This window comes from Modestobacter sp. I12A-02662, assembly GCF_041028325.1.
Classification (GTDB): Bacteria; Actinomycetota; Actinomycetes; order Mycobacteriales; family Geodermatophilaceae; genus Modestobacter.
The window spans coordinates 195,586-214,017 of the sequence record NZ_JABGDE010000009.1; the positions used below are offsets into that span (position 1 = coordinate 195,586).

The 18,432-nt window shown below is 74.0% G+C and carries 18 protein-coding genes; all 18 read right to left on the reverse strand.

Annotated features, from left to right (window positions below):
• Window positions 1-49: 49 nt before the first annotated feature.
• The 18 genes from HL189_RS15155 to argS all read right to left on the reverse strand — a co-directional run bounded on the left by HL189_RS15155 (window position 50) and on the right by argS (window position 18,294).
• Window positions 50-880: a F0F1 ATP synthase subunit delta gene (locus HL189_RS15155; RefSeq protein WP_369134537.1), complete on the reverse strand. Its 831-nt coding sequence runs from the start codon at window positions 878-880 to the stop codon at window positions 50-52.
• Entirely contained in the window at window positions 880-1,476 is a 597-nt protein-coding gene (locus HL189_RS15160) for a F0F1 ATP synthase subunit B (RefSeq protein ID WP_369134538.1), read from the reverse strand. The genes HL189_RS15155 and HL189_RS15160 overlap by 1 nt, the downstream gene beginning before the upstream one ends.
• Before the next feature lie 43 nt (window positions 1,477-1,519).
• Window positions 1,520-1,747 (reverse strand): ATP synthase F0 subunit C, encoded by a 228-nt coding sequence (gene atpE / locus HL189_RS15165; RefSeq protein WP_014742489.1) that lies wholly within the window; start codon window positions 1,745-1,747, stop codon window positions 1,520-1,522.
• Between the two features lie 91 nt (window positions 1,748-1,838).
• A complete protein-coding gene (atpB, locus tag HL189_RS15170) occupies window positions 1,839-2,666 on the reverse strand; it encodes a F0F1 ATP synthase subunit A (RefSeq protein ID WP_369134539.1) in 828 nt (275 codons plus the stop codon).
• Entirely contained in the window at window positions 2,663-2,872 is a 210-nt protein-coding gene (locus tag HL189_RS15175; protein ID WP_369134540.1) for a hypothetical protein, read from the reverse strand. The genes atpB and HL189_RS15175 overlap by 4 nt, the downstream gene beginning before the upstream one ends.
• 134 nt (window positions 2,873-3,006) lie before the next feature.
• The gene (locus HL189_RS15180; protein WP_369134541.1) at window positions 3,007-3,561 is read right to left on the reverse strand and encodes a hypothetical protein; all 555 of its coding nucleotides are present in this window, start codon (window positions 3,559-3,561) and stop codon (window positions 3,007-3,009) included.
• On the reverse strand, window positions 3,558-4,880 hold the full coding sequence (locus tag HL189_RS15185; protein ID WP_369134542.1) for a glycosyltransferase family 4 protein: 1,323 nt from the start codon (window positions 4,878-4,880) through the stop codon (window positions 3,558-3,560). Before HL189_RS15185 ends, HL189_RS15180 begins: the two co-directional genes overlap by 4 nt.
• Window positions 4,881-4,883: 3 nt before the next feature.
• Window positions 4,884-6,173: a serine hydroxymethyltransferase gene (gene glyA / locus HL189_RS15190; RefSeq protein WP_369134543.1), complete on the reverse strand. Its 1,290-nt coding sequence runs from the start codon at window positions 6,171-6,173 to the stop codon at window positions 4,884-4,886.
• 111 nt (window positions 6,174-6,284) lie between these two features.
• Window positions 6,285-6,926 carry an L-threonylcarbamoyladenylate synthase gene (locus tag HL189_RS15195; protein WP_369134544.1) on the reverse strand — a complete coding sequence of 214 codons (642 nt, stop codon included), beginning with the start codon at window positions 6,924-6,926 and terminating at the stop codon, window positions 6,285-6,287.
• Between the two features lie 14 nt (window positions 6,927-6,940).
• Complete coding sequence (gene prmC, locus HL189_RS15200; protein WP_369134605.1) at window positions 6,941-7,801, reverse strand: peptide chain release factor N(5)-glutamine methyltransferase; 861 nt, start codon at window positions 7,799-7,801, stop codon at window positions 6,941-6,943.
• On the reverse strand, window positions 7,798-8,874 hold the full coding sequence (prfA, locus tag HL189_RS15205; protein WP_369134545.1) for a peptide chain release factor 1: 1,077 nt from the start codon (window positions 8,872-8,874) through the stop codon (window positions 7,798-7,800). The genes prmC and prfA overlap by 4 nt, the downstream gene beginning before the upstream one ends.
• Window positions 8,875-8,979: 105 nt before the next feature.
• Window positions 8,980-9,204, reverse strand: coding sequence for a 50S ribosomal protein L31 (rpmE, locus tag HL189_RS15210; protein WP_369134546.1), 225 nt, complete (start codon window positions 9,202-9,204; stop codon window positions 8,980-8,982).
• 180 nt (window positions 9,205-9,384) lie between these two features.
• Window positions 9,385-11,583 carry a transcription termination factor Rho gene (rho, locus tag HL189_RS15215; protein WP_369134547.1) on the reverse strand — a complete coding sequence of 733 codons (2,199 nt, stop codon included), beginning with the start codon at window positions 11,581-11,583 and terminating at the stop codon, window positions 9,385-9,387.
• Window positions 11,584-11,866: 283 nt separating this feature from the next.
• The gene (gene thrB, locus HL189_RS15220; protein WP_369134548.1) at window positions 11,867-12,760 is read right to left on the reverse strand and encodes a homoserine kinase; all 894 of its coding nucleotides are present in this window, start codon (window positions 12,758-12,760) and stop codon (window positions 11,867-11,869) included.
• A 2-nt stretch (window positions 12,761-12,762) separates the two neighbouring features.
• Window positions 12,763-13,854: a threonine synthase gene (gene thrC / locus HL189_RS15225; protein WP_369134549.1), complete on the reverse strand. Its 1,092-nt coding sequence runs from the start codon at window positions 13,852-13,854 to the stop codon at window positions 12,763-12,765.
• Window positions 13,851-15,146: a homoserine dehydrogenase gene (locus tag HL189_RS15230; protein ID WP_369134550.1), complete on the reverse strand. Its 1,296-nt coding sequence runs from the start codon at window positions 15,144-15,146 to the stop codon at window positions 13,851-13,853. The genes thrC and HL189_RS15230 overlap by 4 nt, the downstream gene beginning before the upstream one ends.
• A complete protein-coding gene (lysA, locus tag HL189_RS15235; protein ID WP_369134551.1) occupies window positions 15,143-16,636 on the reverse strand; it encodes a diaminopimelate decarboxylase in 1,494 nt (497 codons plus the stop codon). The genes HL189_RS15230 and lysA overlap by 4 nt, the downstream gene beginning before the upstream one ends.
• On the reverse strand, window positions 16,633-18,294 hold the full coding sequence (argS, locus tag HL189_RS15240) for an arginine--tRNA ligase (RefSeq protein WP_369134552.1): 1,662 nt from the start codon (window positions 18,292-18,294) through the stop codon (window positions 16,633-16,635). The genes lysA and argS overlap by 4 nt, the downstream gene beginning before the upstream one ends.
• Window positions 18,295-18,432 lie beyond the last annotated feature (138 nt).

An 18,432-nucleotide genomic window follows, 5' to 3' on the forward strand; every position in this document is an offset into this window, starting at 1 on the left:
GGGGTCTGGGGTGGTGCTGGTCGGGCGGCGGGGTGGAGGGCCGGCGGGTTCAGCCGGCCAGCCGCCGGCCGGCGGCCTCGAGTCGGTTGGCGACGCTGCCGTCGATGACCTCGTCGTCGACGCGGATGACCAGACCGCCGAGCAGGTCCGGGTCGACCTGCACCTGGAGGCCCATGGTGCGTCCGTACATCCGCTCCAGGGAAGCGGCCAGCCGCTGCTCCTGGACCGCGGTGAGCGGAACGGCGCTGGTCACGTGCGCCACCGACCGGCCGCGGCGGCGGGCCGCAGCGACGGAGAGCCGCTCCATCCCGTTCTCCGGGTTGTGCACGTGCGAGCTGGTCAGGTGGTTGCGCACCAGCCGCTCGGTGACCGGGCTGACCTTCCCGGCCAGCAGCCGGTCCAGCAGCGCGGCCTTGCCCTCGCGGGGCGCCGCCCGGTTCCCGAGGATCCGGAGCAGGTCGGCGTCCCCGGCGATGATCCGGCCGAACCGGAACAGCTCGTCCTCGACGCCGTCGAGCTCCCCGCGGGCGTCGGCGGCGTCGAGGGCCGCCTCCGTGGCGAGGGTCTCGGTGGCCTCGACGAGGTCCAGCGGCCGCGACCAGCGCTGCCGGGCGATGGTCTCGACGAGCTCGAGCGTGCTCGGCTGCACCTGGGCGCCGAGCAGCCGGCGGGCCAGCCCGGCCCGGTCCTCGGGTCGGACCGAGGCATCGGACAGCGCGCGGCGCAGGGTCGGCTGCCCGTCGAGCAGGTGCGCGACGGCGAACAGCTCGTCGGCCAGCGCCAGCAGTGCCTCGCCGCGGTTGCGGCTGCGGGCACCCCCCGTCTGCTCCTGGAGGCTGGCTCGGGCGGCCTCCATGGCCGCACGGCTGGCAGCGTCCATCAGCGCGCGTCCTGCGGGACGTAGACGCTCGCGCCACCCTGGCCCCGGCCGGCCTGGCCGTCGGGGGTGGTGGCGCTCATGCCGTCGAGCTGGTCCAGGAACCGGTCCACGGTGCCGCTGCGACGCGCGTCGTCGGCGAGCGACTCACCGACGACCCGGCCGGCCAGGTCGACCGCGAGCGCGCCGATCTGGCCACGCAGCTCGTTGATGACCTGCTGCCGGGAGGCGGTCAGCTGCTCCTCGCCGCGGGCGACGATGCGGGCCGACTCCTCCTGCGCCTGGGCGCGGAGCTGCTCGATGATCTGCTGCCCCTCGGCCCGGGCCGCGTCGCGGATCTGGGCTGCCTCGGTCCGCGCCTCGGCGAGCTGGGCACGGTACTGCTCCAGCGCCGCCTTGGCCTCGGCCTGCATGGCCTCGGCCCGCTCGATGCCGCCCTCGATCGCGTCCCGCCGGGCCACGAAGGCCCGCTCGAACTGCGGCGCGACGAACCGGAACATCACGAACAGCACGATCGCGAAGGCGATCAGCCCGATGATGATCTCGCCCAGGGGTGGGATGAGCGGGTTGTGCTGTTCCTCAGCCGCCCAGATCAGCATGGTGTCCACATCCTGTGTCGGAGTCCGTACTCGAAATGGCGGATCAGGTGCCGAAGACGAAGGGGACGACGAAGCCGATCAGCGCGAGCGCCTCGGAGAGGGCGAAGCCCAGGAAGGCGTACGTCCGGGTGAGCCCGGCCGACTCGGGCTGCCGGGCGGTGGCCTGGATGTAGGCCGCCCAGACGATGCCCACACCGATGCCGGGGCCGATGGCGGCGAGGCCGTAGCCGACCGAGCCGATGCTGCCGGTCAGCTCTGCGAGAACGTCCATTGCGAGGTGTTCCTCCTGTGTCGGTCGCCCGGGGAGGTCCGGGCGGCTGGCGGGGGTCGTGCGGTGGTGCGGTTCAGGGTGGAGCAGGAACTCAGTGCTCGGCCTCGATGGAGCCGTTGAGGTAGGTGCCCATCAGCACGGTGAAGACGTAGGCCTGCAGGAAGATGACCAGCAGCTCGAAGAACGTCATCACGATGGCCATCAGCGCTGAGATCGGCCCGAAGACCACCGAGTAGTTGCCGGTCTGCAGCAGGTAGACGGCGCCGAGGGAGAACACGACCAGCAGCATGTGACCGGCGAACATGTTGGCGAAGAGCCGGACCGCCAGGGTGAAGGGGCGGACGACGAAGTTCTGCAGGATCTCGATCGGCGTCACCAGGATGTACATGGGCTTGGGGACGCCCGGCAGGAACAGGATGTCCTTGAAGTACTTGGCGGCACCCTGTTCCCGGATCCCGATGTAGATGTAGAGCACCCAGCAGATCGCGGCGAGCACGAGCGGGAAGGCGAACTTGCTCATCGGCGAGATCTGCGCGAACGGGATGATCGCCATCAGGTTGTTCGCCAGGATGAAGAAGAACAGCGCAGCGAGGAACGGGGCGAACGGCAGCCCCCGCGGACCCACCACGTCACGGGCGACCCCGTCGCGGATCAGCGAGTAACCGCTCTCGCCGAAGAACTGCAGCTTGCTGGGGACGATCTTGGCATTGCGCGACGCGAGGTAGAGGAACGTGGCGATCGCCAGCGTCGCGATCCAGAGGATCAGCGTGATGCGGGTGATCTCGAAGTCCACGCCGAGCAGCGAGAAGTTGGCGATGGGCTCCGGGTAGAACTCCCCGAGCCCGGGGGCCTGGAAGCCCGAGTCACCGCCACTCTCAACCGCGAGCACGTTCCCGAGCGCGGGGGCGCTGGAGGTCACCGTTGTCCCTTCTGCGTCCGGGGCCGGCTCCGTCGTCCGCCCGGGCTCGTACCGGCACCCTTCCCGGGGACCGGGTCGAGCGCGCCGAACCTCTTGACCACCAGGTAGATGGCCACTGCCATGCCGAGGATGATCCCGACCGGGAAGAACACCACGATGTCCAACCACCGGTCGAGGAGCCACCCCGCCCCGCCCCACACAGCCATCCCCGAGATCATCGTCCCGGTGACAGCCCAGCCGGTGTCCGCCCCGTTCCCGCGGGGCGGACCTGCTGGACGTGCAGGTCGCGGCTGGGAGCCCCCAGGTGCGGGAGTGTCCTCGGCCATCGGGTCGGACCCTATCAGCCGCGTGTCGGGCGGGTTTCCGGGTCGTCCGACGGAGCTGCCGGTGGTCCCGGTGCGCGTCGTCCCGGCCCGCGCGGGTGGACGGCGGCCGGTGCCGCCGGCGTCGTGCTGGGCGGCTTCGGCGGAGGCACGTAGTAGATCTGCCGCGTCCACACCCAGCGCAGCTGCACACCACTCCACAGCAGCGCTCCGGCGACGACCGCGAACGCCAGGGACCGGCGGTCGAGCCACCCGTCCGCGGGGAGCGCATCGAGCACCGCGAACAGGACCACGGCCTTGACGAAGAAGGTGCCCAACGCGGCCGGCAGCGTGTACGCATCGTCGATCTTGCCGGCCCAGGCGACCACCAGGCCGGAGACCGTGAAGAAGGCGGTCACGATCACCGCGCCGACGAGTACCGCCAGGGCGTCGGCCCAGCCGGTGAGCAGACCGGTCACCGGGACGGCGACCGCGGTGACCGCCAGCGCCGCCAGTGCACCCACCCGGAGGAAGGACAGGTCCCAGGGTGCGTCACTGCGGGCGCCGGTGCGCTCGGGGAACAGGCCGCTCACCGGCGCACCCCCGCAGTCGGGGCCGGCGTCGGTGGGGTCGCCGTCGGGGAGGTCGCCGTCGGGGAGGCCGCCGTCGGGGAGGCCGCCGTCGGCCGGGCCGGCGCGTCACCACTGGCGGCCGGGGGCGCCTCCCGCGGGCGGGTGTTCCCGTTGGCCGGGTGCGCGGCCCTGCTGCGCTGCTTCATGGCCGCCAACTCTGACTGACGGGCGGCGATCGCCTCGCGGCGGGCCCGCGGGCTGAGCACGACCATGACGCCCACCACCAGCAGCGCCCCGATGACGACGAGGACCTCCACGGTCCCGCCGGTGATCGACAGCGCGACCGCGCCGAAGCTGAGCAGCGCGGCCCAGAAGTACATGATCAGCACGGCGCGGCGGTGCGAGTGGCCGATGGACAGCAACCGGTGGTGCAGGTGCATCTTGTCCGGCGCGAACGGCGACTGCCCGCGCAGGCTGCGGCGGACCACGGCCAGCAGCAGGTCGACGAACGGGATGAAGAGCACCGCGACCGGGACCAGCAGGGGCAGCGTGAGCGGCAGCAGGTTGGCCGCCGAGCCGAGCGTCTGCGAGTCGGTCTGCCCGGTCGCCGACACCGCGGCCGCGGACAGCATGAGGCCCACCAGCATTGACCCCGAGTCGCCCATGAAGATCCGGGCCGGGCTGAAGTTGTGCGGCAGGAACCCCAGGCAGGCGCCGGCGAGCACGGCGGTGATCAGCGCCGGAGCGCTGGCCACGTCGTCGTAGCCCACCAGGCCGAGGTGGTAGCTGTAGGCGAAGAAGGCGACCGCGGCGATCGCGGAGACGCCTGCGGCCAGCCCGTCGAGGCCGTCGATGAAGTTCAGCGCGTTCACCGTGAGCACGGTCAGCAGCACCGTCGCCGGCACCCCGACGTCCGGCCCCAGCGACAGCGTGCCGATGTCGGCGAAGGGCAGGAAGAGGAACGACAGCTGCACGCCGAAGAGCACCATCACGCCGGCCGCGGCGATCTGCCCGGTGAGCTTGGTCAGCGCGTCCAGGCCGAACCGGTCGTCGAGGACGCCGAGCAGGCAGATCAGGCCGCCGGCGACCAGGACGCCGACGGTCTGGGTGTTGAACTCGAAGCTGCGCTGCAGCGAGGGCAGCTGCGAGGCGACCAGCACCCCGGCCGCGACCCCGAGGTACATCGCCACTCCCCCGCCCCGCGGGGTGGGGATGACGTGCACGTCACGGTCGCGGACGGCGGCCATCACCCGGAAGCGGACCGCCGCCACCCGCACGACCGGCGTGGCCAGGAAGGTGACCAGCGCCGCGGCGAGGAGGACGACCGCGTACTCGCGCATGGCTCAGCGGGTGGGCGCCGGGTAGGCGGGGTGCGCGGCGACCAGGTCGCGGACGCCGGCGGCCACCTCGGCGGTGCGCGAGCCGTCGGGGTCCCGGATCGCCGTCCCGATCAGCGACGCGATCGTCTTCATGTCGGCCTCGACCATGCCCTGGGTGGTGACCGACGGGCTGCCCACCCGGATGCCGGAGGCCACCGAGGCCGGCTGCGGGTCGAACGGGATGGCGTTCTTGTTCAGCACGATCCCGGCGGCGTCGCAGCGCGCCTCCGCGATCTTGCCGGTGACCGGCGTCCCGGCGGTGTCGGTGACCTCGCGCAGGTCCAGCAGCGCCAGGTGGGTGTCCGTGCCGCCGGCGACCGGGCGCAGCCCCTCGGCGGCCAGGCCCTCGGTGAGCGCCTGGGCGTTGCTGATCACCTGCCGGGCGTAGGCCTGGTACCCGGGCTGCAGGCACTCCTTGAGGTTCACCGCCTTGGCGGCGATGGCGTGCATGAGCGGCCCGCCCTGCATCATCGGGAAGGCCGACTTGTCGATCGCCTTGGCGTGCTCGGCCTTGCAGACGATGGCGCCGCCGCGGGGGCCGCGCAGCACCTTGTGGGTGGTGAAGGTGACCACGTCGGCGTGGGGCACCGGCGAGGGGATCGCCTGGCCGGCGACCAGCCCGATGAAGTGCGCCGCGTCCACCATGAAGATCGCGCCGACCTCGTCGGCGATCTCCCGGAAGGCGGCGAAGTCGATCAGCCGCGGGATGGCCGAGCCGCCGGCGACGATGAGCTTCGGGCGGTGCTCGCGGGCGAGGGCGCGCACCTGGTCGTAGTCGATGTGCTCGGTCCGCTCGTCGACGCCGTACTGGACGGCGTTGAACCACTTCCCGGAGAAGCTGACCTTGGTGCCGTGGGTGAGGTGACCGCCGTGCGGCAGGGCCATGCCCAGCAGGGTGTCGCCCGGCTGCAGGAAGGCGCCGTAGGCGGCCAGGTTCGCGCTGGCGCCCGAGTGCGGCTGGAGGTTGGCGTGCTCGGCGCCGAAGAGCTCCTTCGCCCGGGCGATGCCGATCTCCTCGGCCCGGTCCACGACCTCGCAGCCGCCGTAGTACCGCCGTCCGGGATAGCCCTCGGCGTACTTGTTCGACAGCGTGCTGCCCAGCGCGGCCAGGACGGCGGGGCTGGTGAAGTTCTCGCTGGCGATCAGCTGGAGACCGCCGCGCAGCCGGTCCAGCTCGTCGAGGACCACGCCGGAGATCTCGGGGTCGAAGGCGGCCAGGGCATCGAAGTCCGGGCCCCAGTAGGGGGTGCTCATCGAGGCTGCACTCCAGAGGTCGGCGAGGGCGTCGGCGCGCGCGGACGGGCGCGGGCGGTCTGTCCACGGTATCGCCTGCAGCCGGTGCCGCCGATCCGAACAGGCTGTGCCTCAGTCGGTGAGCTCGGGCACGACCTCGCGCAGCCGGTCGACGTCGATCGCGCCGATCCGCAGCACCCGCGGGGTCGGCGCGGTGCAGTCGACGATCGTGCTCGGCCGGCTGTCGACCCGCGGGCCGCCGTCGAGCACCACCGCCGCGTGCTCCCCCAGCTGGTACTGCGCCTCGGCGGCCGTGGTGGCCGCCGGGCGGCCGGACCGGTTGGCGCTGGAGACGGCCAGCGGGCCGGTGCGGCGCAGCAGGTCGCGGGCGACGTCGTCGTCGGGCAGCCGGACGGCCACGGTGCCCTCCGCGTCACCGAGGTCCCAGGCCAACGTGCGCGCGTGCTCGACGACCAGGGTGAGGCCGCCGGGCCAGAACGCCTCGGCGAGCCGGTTCGCCACCGGCGGTACCGACGCCGTCAGCCCGGCCAGCGTCGACGCCTCCCCGATCAGCACGGGGACGGGCATGCTGCGCCCGCGGTTCTTCGCCGCGAGCAGCCGGGTCACCGCCGCGGGGGTGAACGCGTCGGCGGCGACCCCGTAGACGGTGTCCGTGGGGATCAGCGCGAGCTCGCCGCGGGACAGCGCCGCGGCGGCGGCGGCGAGCCCCTCCTCGCGCCGGGCGGGTTCACTGCAGTCGAAGACGTCGGCCACGGGACCGGAGTCTGTCACTGCCGGTCCAGCCGGGCGGTGGTGTACCGGGGGCGGCCGGCCAGGTCGGGGTGGTCGGCGACCTCGGCCCAGCCACCGGCGGACCGCACCAGCGCCGGCAGCGAGCCGCCCTGCTGGTCGGCGTGCTCGATGCCCAGCCAGCCGCCGGGACGCAGCAGCCGCGCCGCGGTCCGCACCAGCCCGCGCACGACGTCGAGCCCGTCCGGGCCGCCCCACAGGGCCAGCGGCGGGTCGTGGTCGGCGACCTCCCGCGGCAGCCGGGCGCCCTCGGGCACGTACGGGGGGTTGGAGACCACGACGTCGACCGTGCCGTCCAGCTCGGACAGCAGCCCCGGGTCGGTCATGTCCCCCGGCCGGACGTCGACCGGGGTGTCCCCCGCCGCCGCCCGGGCCGCCGCGTTGTGCCGGGTCCACTCGATCGCCCCGGCGTCCCGCTCGACCGCGACGACCCGGGCACCGGGGTGCTCGTGCGCCACCGAGAGGGCGATGGCGCCGGATCCGCTGCCCAGGTCGACGACGGTGGGGGCCTCGAGCCCGGCGATCCGGTCCAGCACCCAGCCGGCGATCAGCTCGGTCTCCGGGCGGGGCACGAACACCCCGGGGCCGACGGCCAGCTTGAGGTGGCGGAAGGGCGCCGTCCCGGTCAGGTGCTGCAGTGGCACCCGGGCGGCCCGCTGCTCCAGCAGACCGGCGAACCGGTGCGCGACGTCCGCGGGCACCTCGCCGGCGGTCAGCAGCCCGGCCCGGGACACCCCGAGGACGGCGGCGAGCAGCAGCTCGGCGTCCACCCGGGGTGACTCGACCCCGGCGTCGGCGAGCCGGCGGGCGGCGTCGGCCAGCAGCCGGCGGGCGCTCAGGAGCCCTCCGCCAGCAGCTCGGCGGTGTGCGCCGCGGTGAGCGCGTCGATCACCGGGTCGAGGTCGCCGTCCAGCACCTGGTCCAGGTTGTGCGCCTTGAAGCCCACCCGGTGGTCGGAGATCCGGTTCTCCGGGAAGTTGTACGTGCGCACCCGCTCGCTGCGGTCGACGGTGCGCACCTGGCTGCGCCGGGCGTCGCTGGCCGCGGCGGCGGCCTCGTCGCGGGCCGCGGCCAGCAGCCGGGAGCGGAGCACCCGCAGCGCCGACTCGCGGTTCTGCAGCTGGCTCTTCTCGTTCTGCGAGCTGACCACGATCCCGCTGGGGAGGTGGGTGATCCGGACGGCGGAGTCGGTGGTGTTCACGCTCTGCCCACCGGGCCCGGAGGAGCGGAAGACGTCGATCCGCAGGTCGTTGGGGTCGACGGTGACGTCGACCTCCTCCGCCTCCGGCAGCACCAGCACCCCCACGGCGGAGGTGTGGATCCGGCCCTGCGACTCGGTGACCGGCACGCGCTGCACGCGGTGCACGCCGCCCTCGAACTTCAGCCGCGACCAGATGCCCTCGTCGCCGCGTGCCTTCACCGCGATCGCGACGTCCTTGTAGCCGCCGAGCTCGGCGTCGACCGCGTCGAGCACCTCGGTCGCCCAGCCCCGCCGCTCGGCGTACCGCAGGTACATCCGCAGCAGGTCGCCGGCGAACAGCGCCGACTCGGCGCCGCCCTCCCCGGCCTTGATCTCGAGGATGACGTCCTTGTCGTCGTCGGGGTCCTTGGGCAGCAGCTGCTCGGTGAGCCGTCCGGTCAGCCCCTCGACCTGCTGCTCGAGCTGCTCGGCCTCCGCGGCGAAGGAGGCGTCCTCCCCGGCCAGCTCGCGGGCGGCGGCCAGGTCGTCGCGGGCGGCGTCGAGCGCCCGGGCGGTCTCCACCACCGGCGCGAGCTGGGCGTACCGCCGTCCCAGCCGGCGGGCCCGGCCGGTGTCGGTGTGCACCGCCGGGTCGGCGAGGGTGGCCTCCAGCTCGGCGTGCTCGGCGAGCAGGCCGGCGAGCCGGTCGCCCCCGGCGTCTGTGCTGCTCACGTGGAGATCCCCGCCTTCCCAGCGGTACTGGCGACCGATCCGTCGCCGGACATGACGACGGCGCCCGCACCACCCCGGAGGGCGGCGCGGGCGCCGTCGGACGAGCTACTTGGCGGCGCCGGCGTTGCGCTTGCCGAACCGCTTCTCGAAGCGGGCGACGCGGCCGCCGGTGTCCAGGATCCGCTGCTTGCCCGTGTAGAAGGGGTGGCAGGCGGAACAGGTCTCGACGGTCAGCTGACCGCTGGGCACCGTGCTGCGCGTGGTGAACGTGTTGCCGCAACCGCACGTCACGGTGGTGACGTCGTAGTGCGGGTGGATGTCGGCCTTCATGCCGGTCACCCTCTCTCTGGTCTGGTCGGTCCGCTGGTTCGAACGTCGCCACGGCCGGGGTATTCCCCGGCGGCGACGGGCACGGTCCGCCAGTCTCCCAGACGGGATACCGGCGGGCCGTGGTGGCCCCCTTGCAGGGTCCCGCCCCGAGCCTGCGGGGGGCGGGGGGCAAGGGGGTCCTTAATCCTTCTCGCCGACGCCGAGCGTCGTCTTCTGGATCTGCATGAGGAACTCGATGTTGTTGCGGGTCTTCCGCATGCGGTCGAGCAGCAGCTCCAGCGCCTGCTGGGGCTCCAGGGCGGAGAGCACCCGGCGCAGCTTGATCACGATCGCCAGCTCGTCGGGCGCGAGGAGGATCTCCTCCTTGCGGGTGCCCGAGGCGTTGACGTCGACCGCCGGGAAGACCCGCTTGTCGGCCAGCCGCCGGTCGAGCTTGATCTCCGCGTTACCGGTGCCCTTGAACTCCTCGAAGATGACCGTGTCCATCGTCGAGCCGGTCTCGACCAGCGCCGAGGCGAGGATGGTCAGCGAGCCGCCGTTCTCGATGTTGCGGGCGGCGCCGAGGAAGCGCTTGGGCGGGTACAGCGCCGTGGAGTCGACACCACCGGAGAGGATGCGCCCGCTGGCCGGGGCGGCCAGGTTGTAGGCGCGGCCCAGGCGGGTGATCGAGTCCAGCAGGACGACGACGTCGTGGCCCATCTCGACCAGGCGCTTGGCCCGCTCGATGGACAGCTCCGCGACCGTGGTGTGGTCCGACGGCGGCCGGTCGAAGGTCGAGGCGATGACCTCGCCCTTCACCGAGCGCTGCATGTCGGTGACCTCCTCGGGCCGCTCGTCGACGAGGACGACCATGAGGTGGCACTCGGGGTTGTTCGTGGTGATCGCGTTGGCGATCGCCTGGAGCACCATCGTCTTGCCGGCCTTGGGCGGCGAGACGATGAGGGCGCGCTGCCCCTTGCCGATCGGCATGACCAGGTCGATGACCCGGGTGGTCAGCTGGTGCGGCTCGGTCTCCAGCCGCAGGCGCTCCTGCGGGTAGAGCGGCGTCAGCTTGGTGAACTCGGGCCGGTTGCGGGCCTGCTCGGGGTCCAGGCCGTTGACCGAGTCGAGCCGGACGAGCGCGTTGTACTTGTCCTTGCGCTCGCCGTCGCGGGGCTGCCGGACGGCGCCGGTGATCGCGTCGCCGCGGCGCAGGCCGTAGCGGCGCACCTGGGACAGCGACACGTAGACGTCGTTCGGGCCGGTGAGGTACCCCGAGGTGCGGACGAACGCGTAGTTGTCCAGCACGTCCAGGATCCCGGCGACCGGCAGCAGGACGTCGTCCTCGGTGACCGTCGGCTCACCCTGGTCGAACCGGTCGCGCGCGGGACCGGTCTGGCCGCGGCGGTTGCGGTCCCGGTAGCGACGGCCGCGGCGGCGGCCGCTGCCCTCGAAGTCGTCGTCGTCCTCGTCGTTGCGGGGCTCGTTGCGGTCGGTGCGACCGCCGTCCCGCTGCTCGGTGCGGTCGTTGCGCTCGTTCCGGTTGCGACCGGTGCGGTCGCCCCGGTTGCCGTCGCCGCGGGCGCCGTTGTCGCGGTTCCCGTCGCCGTCGGTGCGGTCCCGGTTGTCGGTGCGGTCCCGGTTGTCGGTGCGGTCCCGGTTGTCCGTGCGGTCCCGGTTCTCGGTGCGGGTGCGGCCGCTGCGCTCGTCGCGGTCCTCCCGGGGGCCGCGGTCCTCGCGGGTGGACTCGCGCTCGCCGCCGTCCCGGTCGCCGCGGTTGCGGTCCCGGTTGCGGCTGCCGCGCTGCGGGCGGTCGGCCTCGGCGGGCGCGTCGGCCGGCGGGGCCTGGGGAGCAGCCTCGGCGGCCGGGGTCTCGGTGGTGTCCTCGACCGCGCTGCCGCGGGCCGCGGTCTGCGCGGGGCCGGCCTCGGCGGGAGCTGGCTCGGCGGGAGCGCCGGCCTCGGCGGTCGGCGCACCGGCGGGGCGGCTTGCCCCGCGGCGACGGCGCCCGGTGGAGGCCGCCTCGCCGGCGTCGGCGTCGGGGGTGGTGATCGGCCCGCCGTTGGCGCCGCCGCTGACCGGGGCCTCCAGCGGAGCAGCCGCGGTGACCGCGCCACCGGTGGGGGCGACGGAGTCGGCGCGGGGGGCGGGCACGGTGGCGGCCGGAGCGGATCCGCCCACCTGCCGCTCGGAGATGGCGGCGATCAGGTCGCTCTTGCGCATCTTGGTGGTACCGGGGATGCCCAGCTCACCGGCCAGGCGCTGCAGCTCGGGCAGCAGCATCCCGGACAGTCCGCTGCCACGGCGGCGGGTACGGGGGGCCGTCCCGGTGCCGGCAGCTGCCTCGTCGGACGGGGCGGCGGTGCGCTCGCCCTCGACGAGGTCGGTGGTCTCGCTCACGTACAGGTCCTTCCCTGCGGTGGCCTGCGCCCATCAGCGCAGGAGGTGACCCGGTCCCGGACGGGAGGAGCCCAGCGGCTCGTGTCGTCCATGACGGGACATCGGGTCTGTGGATGCGGGGCGAGGGTCAGGGAGACGATCATCGAAGGGGATCGTTCGTCTGCTACGTCCCGCGTGAGGCGCGCCCGAGGGCGGCTACGTCGTCAGCCTAGATGCAGGTCGACATCGGCCACAACACCGGCTGCCACCAGTGTGTTCCTGGACCTCACAACCGTACCGCACGTCACGCGGCTGTGACGACCGCGCCGTCGACGTCCACCGAGAGGGTGAGACGACGCCACCCCTCCGGGGTGTACGCGGCCGTCCCCGCGGGGTCGCCACCGGCCAGCACGAGCACGCACGGGCCCGCCCCCGAGACGACGGCGGCGTGGCCGTCGGCGCGCAGCCGGGCGAGCAACGCCGCGCTGTCGGGCATCGCGGGCGCCCGCTGGGCCTGGTGCAGCCGGTCCTCGGTGGCGTCCAGCAGCAGGGCGGGGTCGGCGGTCAGCGCGTGCACCAGCAGCGCGGCCCGGCCGGCGGCGTGCGCGGCGTCCGCGTGCGGGACGACGTCGGGCAGCAGGCCGCGCGCCACGGAGGTCGACAGGGTGGCCCCCGGCACGAACAGCACCGGGACCAGGCGCGGGTCGACGTCCAGCCGCACCGCGCGGGCACCGGCACCGGTGGTCCAGGACAGGGTCGCGCCACCCAGCAGGCACGGCGCCACGTTGTCCGGATGGCCCTCCAGCTCCGAGCACAGCCGCAGCACGGCCGCCCGGTCGACGGTCTCGACCTCGGGGCACAGCGCCCAGGCGGCGAGCACCCCCGCGGTCACCGCGGCGGCCGACGAGCCCATCCCCCGGCCCTGCGGGATGCCGTTGCGCGCGGAGAGCCGCAGCCCCGCGGGGTGCCACCCGAGCTCGTCGCAGGCGGCCCGGAACGCCTGCACGACGAGGTGCGACCCGTCGGTGGGCAGCGAGTCCGCCCCCTCGCCGGCGACCTCGACCGACAGCTCGTCGGCCACGGCGACCTCGAGCTCGTCCCAGCAGGTCAGCGCGAGGCCCGCCGAGTCGAACGCCGGCCCGAGGTTCGCGCTGGTCGCCGGGACGCGGATCCGCACTGCCCGGCCGGGGTCGCCCACCGTCAGAGACCGAGCTGGGCGGCGGCCGCGGCGGCGTCGACCGGGATCGTGACCGGGGCCGGGGCACCGGAGATGGCCCACTCGGGGTCCTTGAGGCCGTTGCCGGTGACCGTGCACACCACCCGCTGGCCCTGCTCGAGGCCACCGGCCTCGGCGACCTGCAGCAGCCCGGCGACCGACGCCGCCGACGCCGGCTCGACGAAGACGGCCTCGCTGCGGGCGAGCAGCCGGTAGGCGGCGAGGATCGCCCGGTCGGTCACCGCGTCGATGCGGCCGCCGGACTCGTCCCGGGCCGCGAGCGCCTTGGTCCAGGACGCGGGGTTGCCGATCCGGATGGCGGTGGCGATGGTGCTGGGCTGCTCGACGACCTTGCCGGTGACGATCGGCGCCGCGCCCGCGGCCTGGAAGCCCCACATCCGCGGGGTGCGGGTGGCCGGGCCGTCGGCGGCGTACTCGCGGTAGCCCTGCCAGTAGGCGGTGATGTTGCCGGCGTTGCCGACCGGCAGGCAGTGGACGTCGGGGGCGTCGCCGAGGACGTCGACGATCTCGAACGACGCCGTCTTCTGGCCCTCGATCCGGAACTGGTTGACGCTGTTCACCAGGCTCACCGGGTAGTCGATGGCGAGCTTGCTGGCCAGCGCGAGGCAGTCGTCGAAGTTGCCCTCGACCTGCAGCAGCTTGGCGCCGTGCACCAGCGCCTGGGCCAGCTTGCCGGTGGCGATCTTGCCCTGCGGCACCAGGACGGCGCAGACCAGCCCGGCGCGCGCAGCGTAGGCGGCGGCGCTGGCGCTGGTGTTGCCGGTGGAGGCGCAGATGACCGCCTGCGCGCCGTCCTCCAGCGCCTTGGTGATCGCCATGGTCATCCCGCGGTCCTTGAAGGACCCGGTCGGGTTGGCCCCCTCGACCTTCAGGTACACCTCGCAGCCGGTGCGCCGGGACAGCTCCGCGGCGGGCACCAGCGGGGTGGCGCCCTCCTGGAGGGTGACCACCGGGGTGGTGTCGGAGACCGGCAGCCGGTGCCGGTAGGCCTCGATGAGACCGGGCCAGTAGGGCGAGATCGCCCCGCGCAGTCCCGTGGGCGTTCCAGTGCTCACTCCGACAACCCCTCCACACGCAGCACGCTGGTCACACCCCGCACGGCGGGCATCTCCCGGAGCCGGTCGACGGTCGCCGCCAGCGCGACGTCGGGCGCGCGGTGGGTCACGATGACCAGCGTCGCCGCGTCGCCGTGCCCGTCCTGGCGGACGGTGGCGATGCTGACCCCCTGGGCGGCGAACTCGTGCGCGACCGTGGCAAGCACGCCCGGCTTGTCGGCGACGTCGAGGCTGACGTGGTACCGGGTCGGGGTCTCGGCCATCGGCCGGATCGGCAGCCCCGCGTACCCCGTCGTCCCCGGCCCGGCGACGCCGGCCAGCCGGTTGCGGGCCACCGCCACGAGGTCGCCGAGGACGGCGCTGGCGGTGGGCTCCCCCCCGGCGCCCTGTCCGTAGAACATCAGCTCGCCGGCCGCCTCCGCCTCGACGAAGACCGCGTTGAACGCCCCGCCCACCGCGGCGAGCGGGTGCGTCGTCGGGATCATCGCCGGGTGCACGCGGACCGCGACCGAGTCGCCGTCCCCGTTCGGCACGCGCTCGCAGATGGCCAGCAGCTTCACCGTGCAGCCGATCTCCGCGGCGCGGGCCACGTCGGTGGCCGAGACCGCCGAGATGCCCTCCCGGTACACGTCGGAGGAGCGCACCGGCGTGTGGAAGGCCAGCGACGCCAGGATCGCGGCCTTGGCGGCGGCGTCGAAACCGTCGACGTCGGCGGTGGGGTCGGCCTCGGCGTACCCGGCCTCGGTCGCCTCGGCGAGCGCCTCACCGAACCCGGCGCCGGTCTCGGCCATGCGGGACAGGATGTAGTTGGTCGTCCCGTTGACGATGCCTACGACCCGGCGCAGCTGGTCGCCGGCCAGCGACTCGCGCAGCGGGCGCAGCAGCGGGATCGCGCCGGCCACCGCGGCCTCGTAGTACAGGTCGACGCCGGCCTCGGTGGCGGCGGCGTGCAGCACGACGCCGTCCTCGGCGAGCAGGGCCTTGTTCGCGCTGACCACCGACTTCCCGGCGCCGATCGCCGCTAGCAGCAGCGCGCGGGCGGGCTCCAGGCCGCCGATCACCTCGACGACGAGGTCGACGTCGTCGCGGGTGACCAGGGCGTGCGCGTCGGTGGTGAGCAGGTCGGCGGGCACGTCGGGGTGGTGGTCGGGACGGCGGACGGCGACCCCGGCCACCTCCACCCGCCGGCCGATGCGGGCGGCCAGGTCGTCCGACTGCTCCGACAGCAGCCGCAGCACCGCGCTGCCGACCGTTCCGCAGCCCAGGAGGGCCACCTTCAGGGCGTCACTCATGACCGGGCTCCTGCAGCGTGTTCGGGCGCCGGCTGGTCGATCGCCGGGCTGGGGGCGGGCACGTCGGCGAGCACCGCGTCGAGGGCGAACACGTCGGCCAGGGTCTGCCGCCGCACGACCTCGATCGCCTCGCCGTCCCGGACGGCGACCACCGGCGGCTTGAGGAGGTAGTTGTAGTTGCTGGCCATCGACCAGCAGTAGGCGCCGGTGGCAGCCACCGCGAGCAGGTCGCCGGGCTGCACGTCCGAGGGCAGCCACAGGTCGCGGACCAGCACGTCCCCGCTCTCGCAGTGCTTGCCGACGACCCGGCACAGCGCCGGCGGGGCGTCGGAGGTCCGGTTGGCCAGCACGCAGGTGTAGGAGGCGTCGTACAGGGCGGTGCGGATGTTGTCGCTCATCCCGCCGTCCACCGAGACGTAGTTGCGCACCAGCGGGGCGCCCGGCGTGCCGCTGGAGCCCAGCCGCACCGGCTTGATCGTGCCGATCTCGTACAGGGTCACGGTGCCCGGTCCGGCGATGGCCCGGCCCGGCTCCACCGCGAGCCGGGGCACCGGCAGGCCCAGCTGGGCGCACTCGGCGGCCACCACGGCCCGCAGCCTCTCCGCGACGTCGTGCGGGCTCACCGGGTCGTCCTCGGAGAGGTAGGCGATCCCGAAGCCGCCGCCGAGGTTGAGCTCCTCGAGCAGCTCGCCGGTGGCCTGGGAGACCTGCCCGAGCAGGCCGACGACCCGGTGCGCGGCGGCCTCGAAGCCGGCGGTGTCGAAGATCTGCGAGCCGATGTGGCTGTGCAGCCCGGCCAGGTGCAGCGCCGGCTCGCGGATGACCCGGACGGCGGCGGTCAGCGCGTCGCCGGTGGCCAGCGAGAAGCCGAACTTCTGGTCCTCGTGCGCGGTGGCGATGAACTCGTGGGTGTGCGCCTCGATGCCGACGGTCGACCGGATGAGCACCGGCACCGGGCCGCCCCCGGCGGCGACCCGGGCGGCGGCCAGCGGGACCAGCCGGTCGATCTCGTCGAAGGAGTCCAGGACGACGTGGCCGATGCCCGCGTCGACGGCCAGCTGCAGCTCGACCAGCGACTTGTTGTTGCCGTGCAACGCGATCCGCTCGGCCGGGAAGCCGGCGGCCAGCGCGATGGCGAGCTCGTTGCCGCTGCAGGCGTCCAGGTGCAGCCCGTCCTCGGCGACCCACCGGGCGACCTGCCCGCAGAGGAACGCCTTGGAGGCGTAGTGCACGTCGGCGCCGGCGAAGGCGGTCGCGAACTCCGCGGACCGGCCGCGGAAGTCGGCCTCGTCGAGCACGAACAGCGGGGTGCCGTGCGCCCGGGCCAGCTCGGTCACCGGCCGGCCGCCCAGGTGCAGCTCGCCGCCGATCCGCTCCGCGGTGCGCGGCCAGACGTGCCGGTCCAGCCCGCCCAGGTCGGCCGGTGCGGCCCCGACGGCCGGCGGCGGCGCGATGCTGCCGTGCAGCGGCCCGGCCGGGTGGGCCCTCACATCCGCTCCGGAGCGTGCACGCCGAGCACACCGAGCCCGTTGCGCAGGACCGTGGCGGTCGCCGCGCACAGCCACAGCCGGGCGGTGTGCAGCGACGTCGTCTCCTCGTCGCCGCGGGGCAGCACCCGGCAGGAGTCGTAGAAGCGGTGGTAGGTGCCGGCCAGCTCCTCCAGGTACCGGGCCACCCGGTGCGGGGCCCGGAGCTCGGCCGCCGAGGTCAGCGCCCGCGGGAACTCGCCGAGCGCGCGCAGCAGGTCGCCCTCCCGGGGGTGCGCCAGGGTGCCGGTGTCGACCGCGGCCGGGTCGCCGAGCGGCAGGCCCAGCTCCGCGGCGTTGCGCAGGACGGAGGAGATCCGGGCGTGCGCGTACTGGACGTAGAAGACCGGGTTGTCGTTGGTCCGCCGGCTCCACAGGTCCAGGTCCAGGTCGATCTGCTGGTCGACCGAGGCCCGGGCCAGCGCGTAGCGGGCGGCGTCGGCGCCGATGGCCTCGACCAGGTCCTCGAGCAGGACGACGGTGCCCGCGCGCTTGCTCATCCGCACCGGCTCGCCGTTGCGCACCAGGTTGACCAGCTGGCCGATGAGTATCTCGAGGTGCACGTCGGGGTCGTCCCCGGCGGCGGCCACCAGCGCCTTGTACCGGCCGATGTAGCCGTGGTGGTCGGCGCCCAGCATGATCACGACCTTGTCGAAGCCGCGCTCCCGCTTGTCGAGGTAGTACGCGCAGTCCGCGGCGAAGTAGGTGTACTCGCCGTCGCTCTTGACCAGCACGCGGTCCTTGTCGTCGGCGAAGTCCGTCGTCCGCAGCCACACCGCGCCGTCCGCCTCGAACACGTGCCCCTGCTCGCGCAGCCGGGCGATCGCCTTCTCCAGCGCGCCGGTCTCGTGGAGCGTCCGCTCGCTGAAGTAGACGTCGAAGACGACGCCGAACTCGGCCAGCGACCGCTTGATCTCGGCGAACATGAGGTCGACGCCGCGGATCCGGAACCGCTCCTGCTGCTCGGCCGCCGGCAGCTCCCGCACGCCGGGCTCCGCGGCCACCACCTCGGCGGCGATGTCGTCGATGTAGGCCCCGGCGTAGCCGTCCTCGGGCACCGGCTGCCCCGCCGCGGCGGCCATCAGGCTGCGGGCGAACCGGTCGATCTGCGCGCCGGCGTCGTTGAAGTAGTACTCACGGGTGACCTCGGCCCCGCTGGCCGTCAGGAGCCGGCCGAGGGCGTCGCCGACCGCGGCCCACCGGGTGCCGCCGATGTGGACCGGGCCGGTCGGGTTGGCCGACACGAACTCCAGGTTGAGCCGCTGGCCGGCCAGGACGTCGGTGCGGCCGTAGGCGTCGCCGGCGGTGACCACGCGGACGGCGATCTGGCCCAGGGCGTCCTTGGCGAGGACGACGTTGAGGAAGCCGGGGCCGGCCACCTCGGCCGACGCGATCCCCTCGGCGGCGCGCAGCTCCGCGGCGAGCAGCTCGGCGACCTCGCGGGGCGGGCGGCCGGCGGCCTTGGCCAGCCGCAGGGCCACGTTGGTGGCGTAGTCGCCGTGCTCGGGGTTCTTGGGACGCTCGACGACGACGTCGTCGGGGACGTCGACCGCGAGCGCACCGCGCGCCACCGCCGCCGCCACAGCGGACCGGACGACGTCGCGCAACTGCTCGGGGGTCACCCGTCGAGCGTACTGAGCGGCGGGTGCGCCCCCGCGCCCCGTCCGCTCACCCCACCCGCCCCGGGAGCCCCGGCCGCCCGTCGCGAGATGCTCGCCGGCCGGGGTCGCACAGGTGCCGCACCTACACTCCCTGCCGCA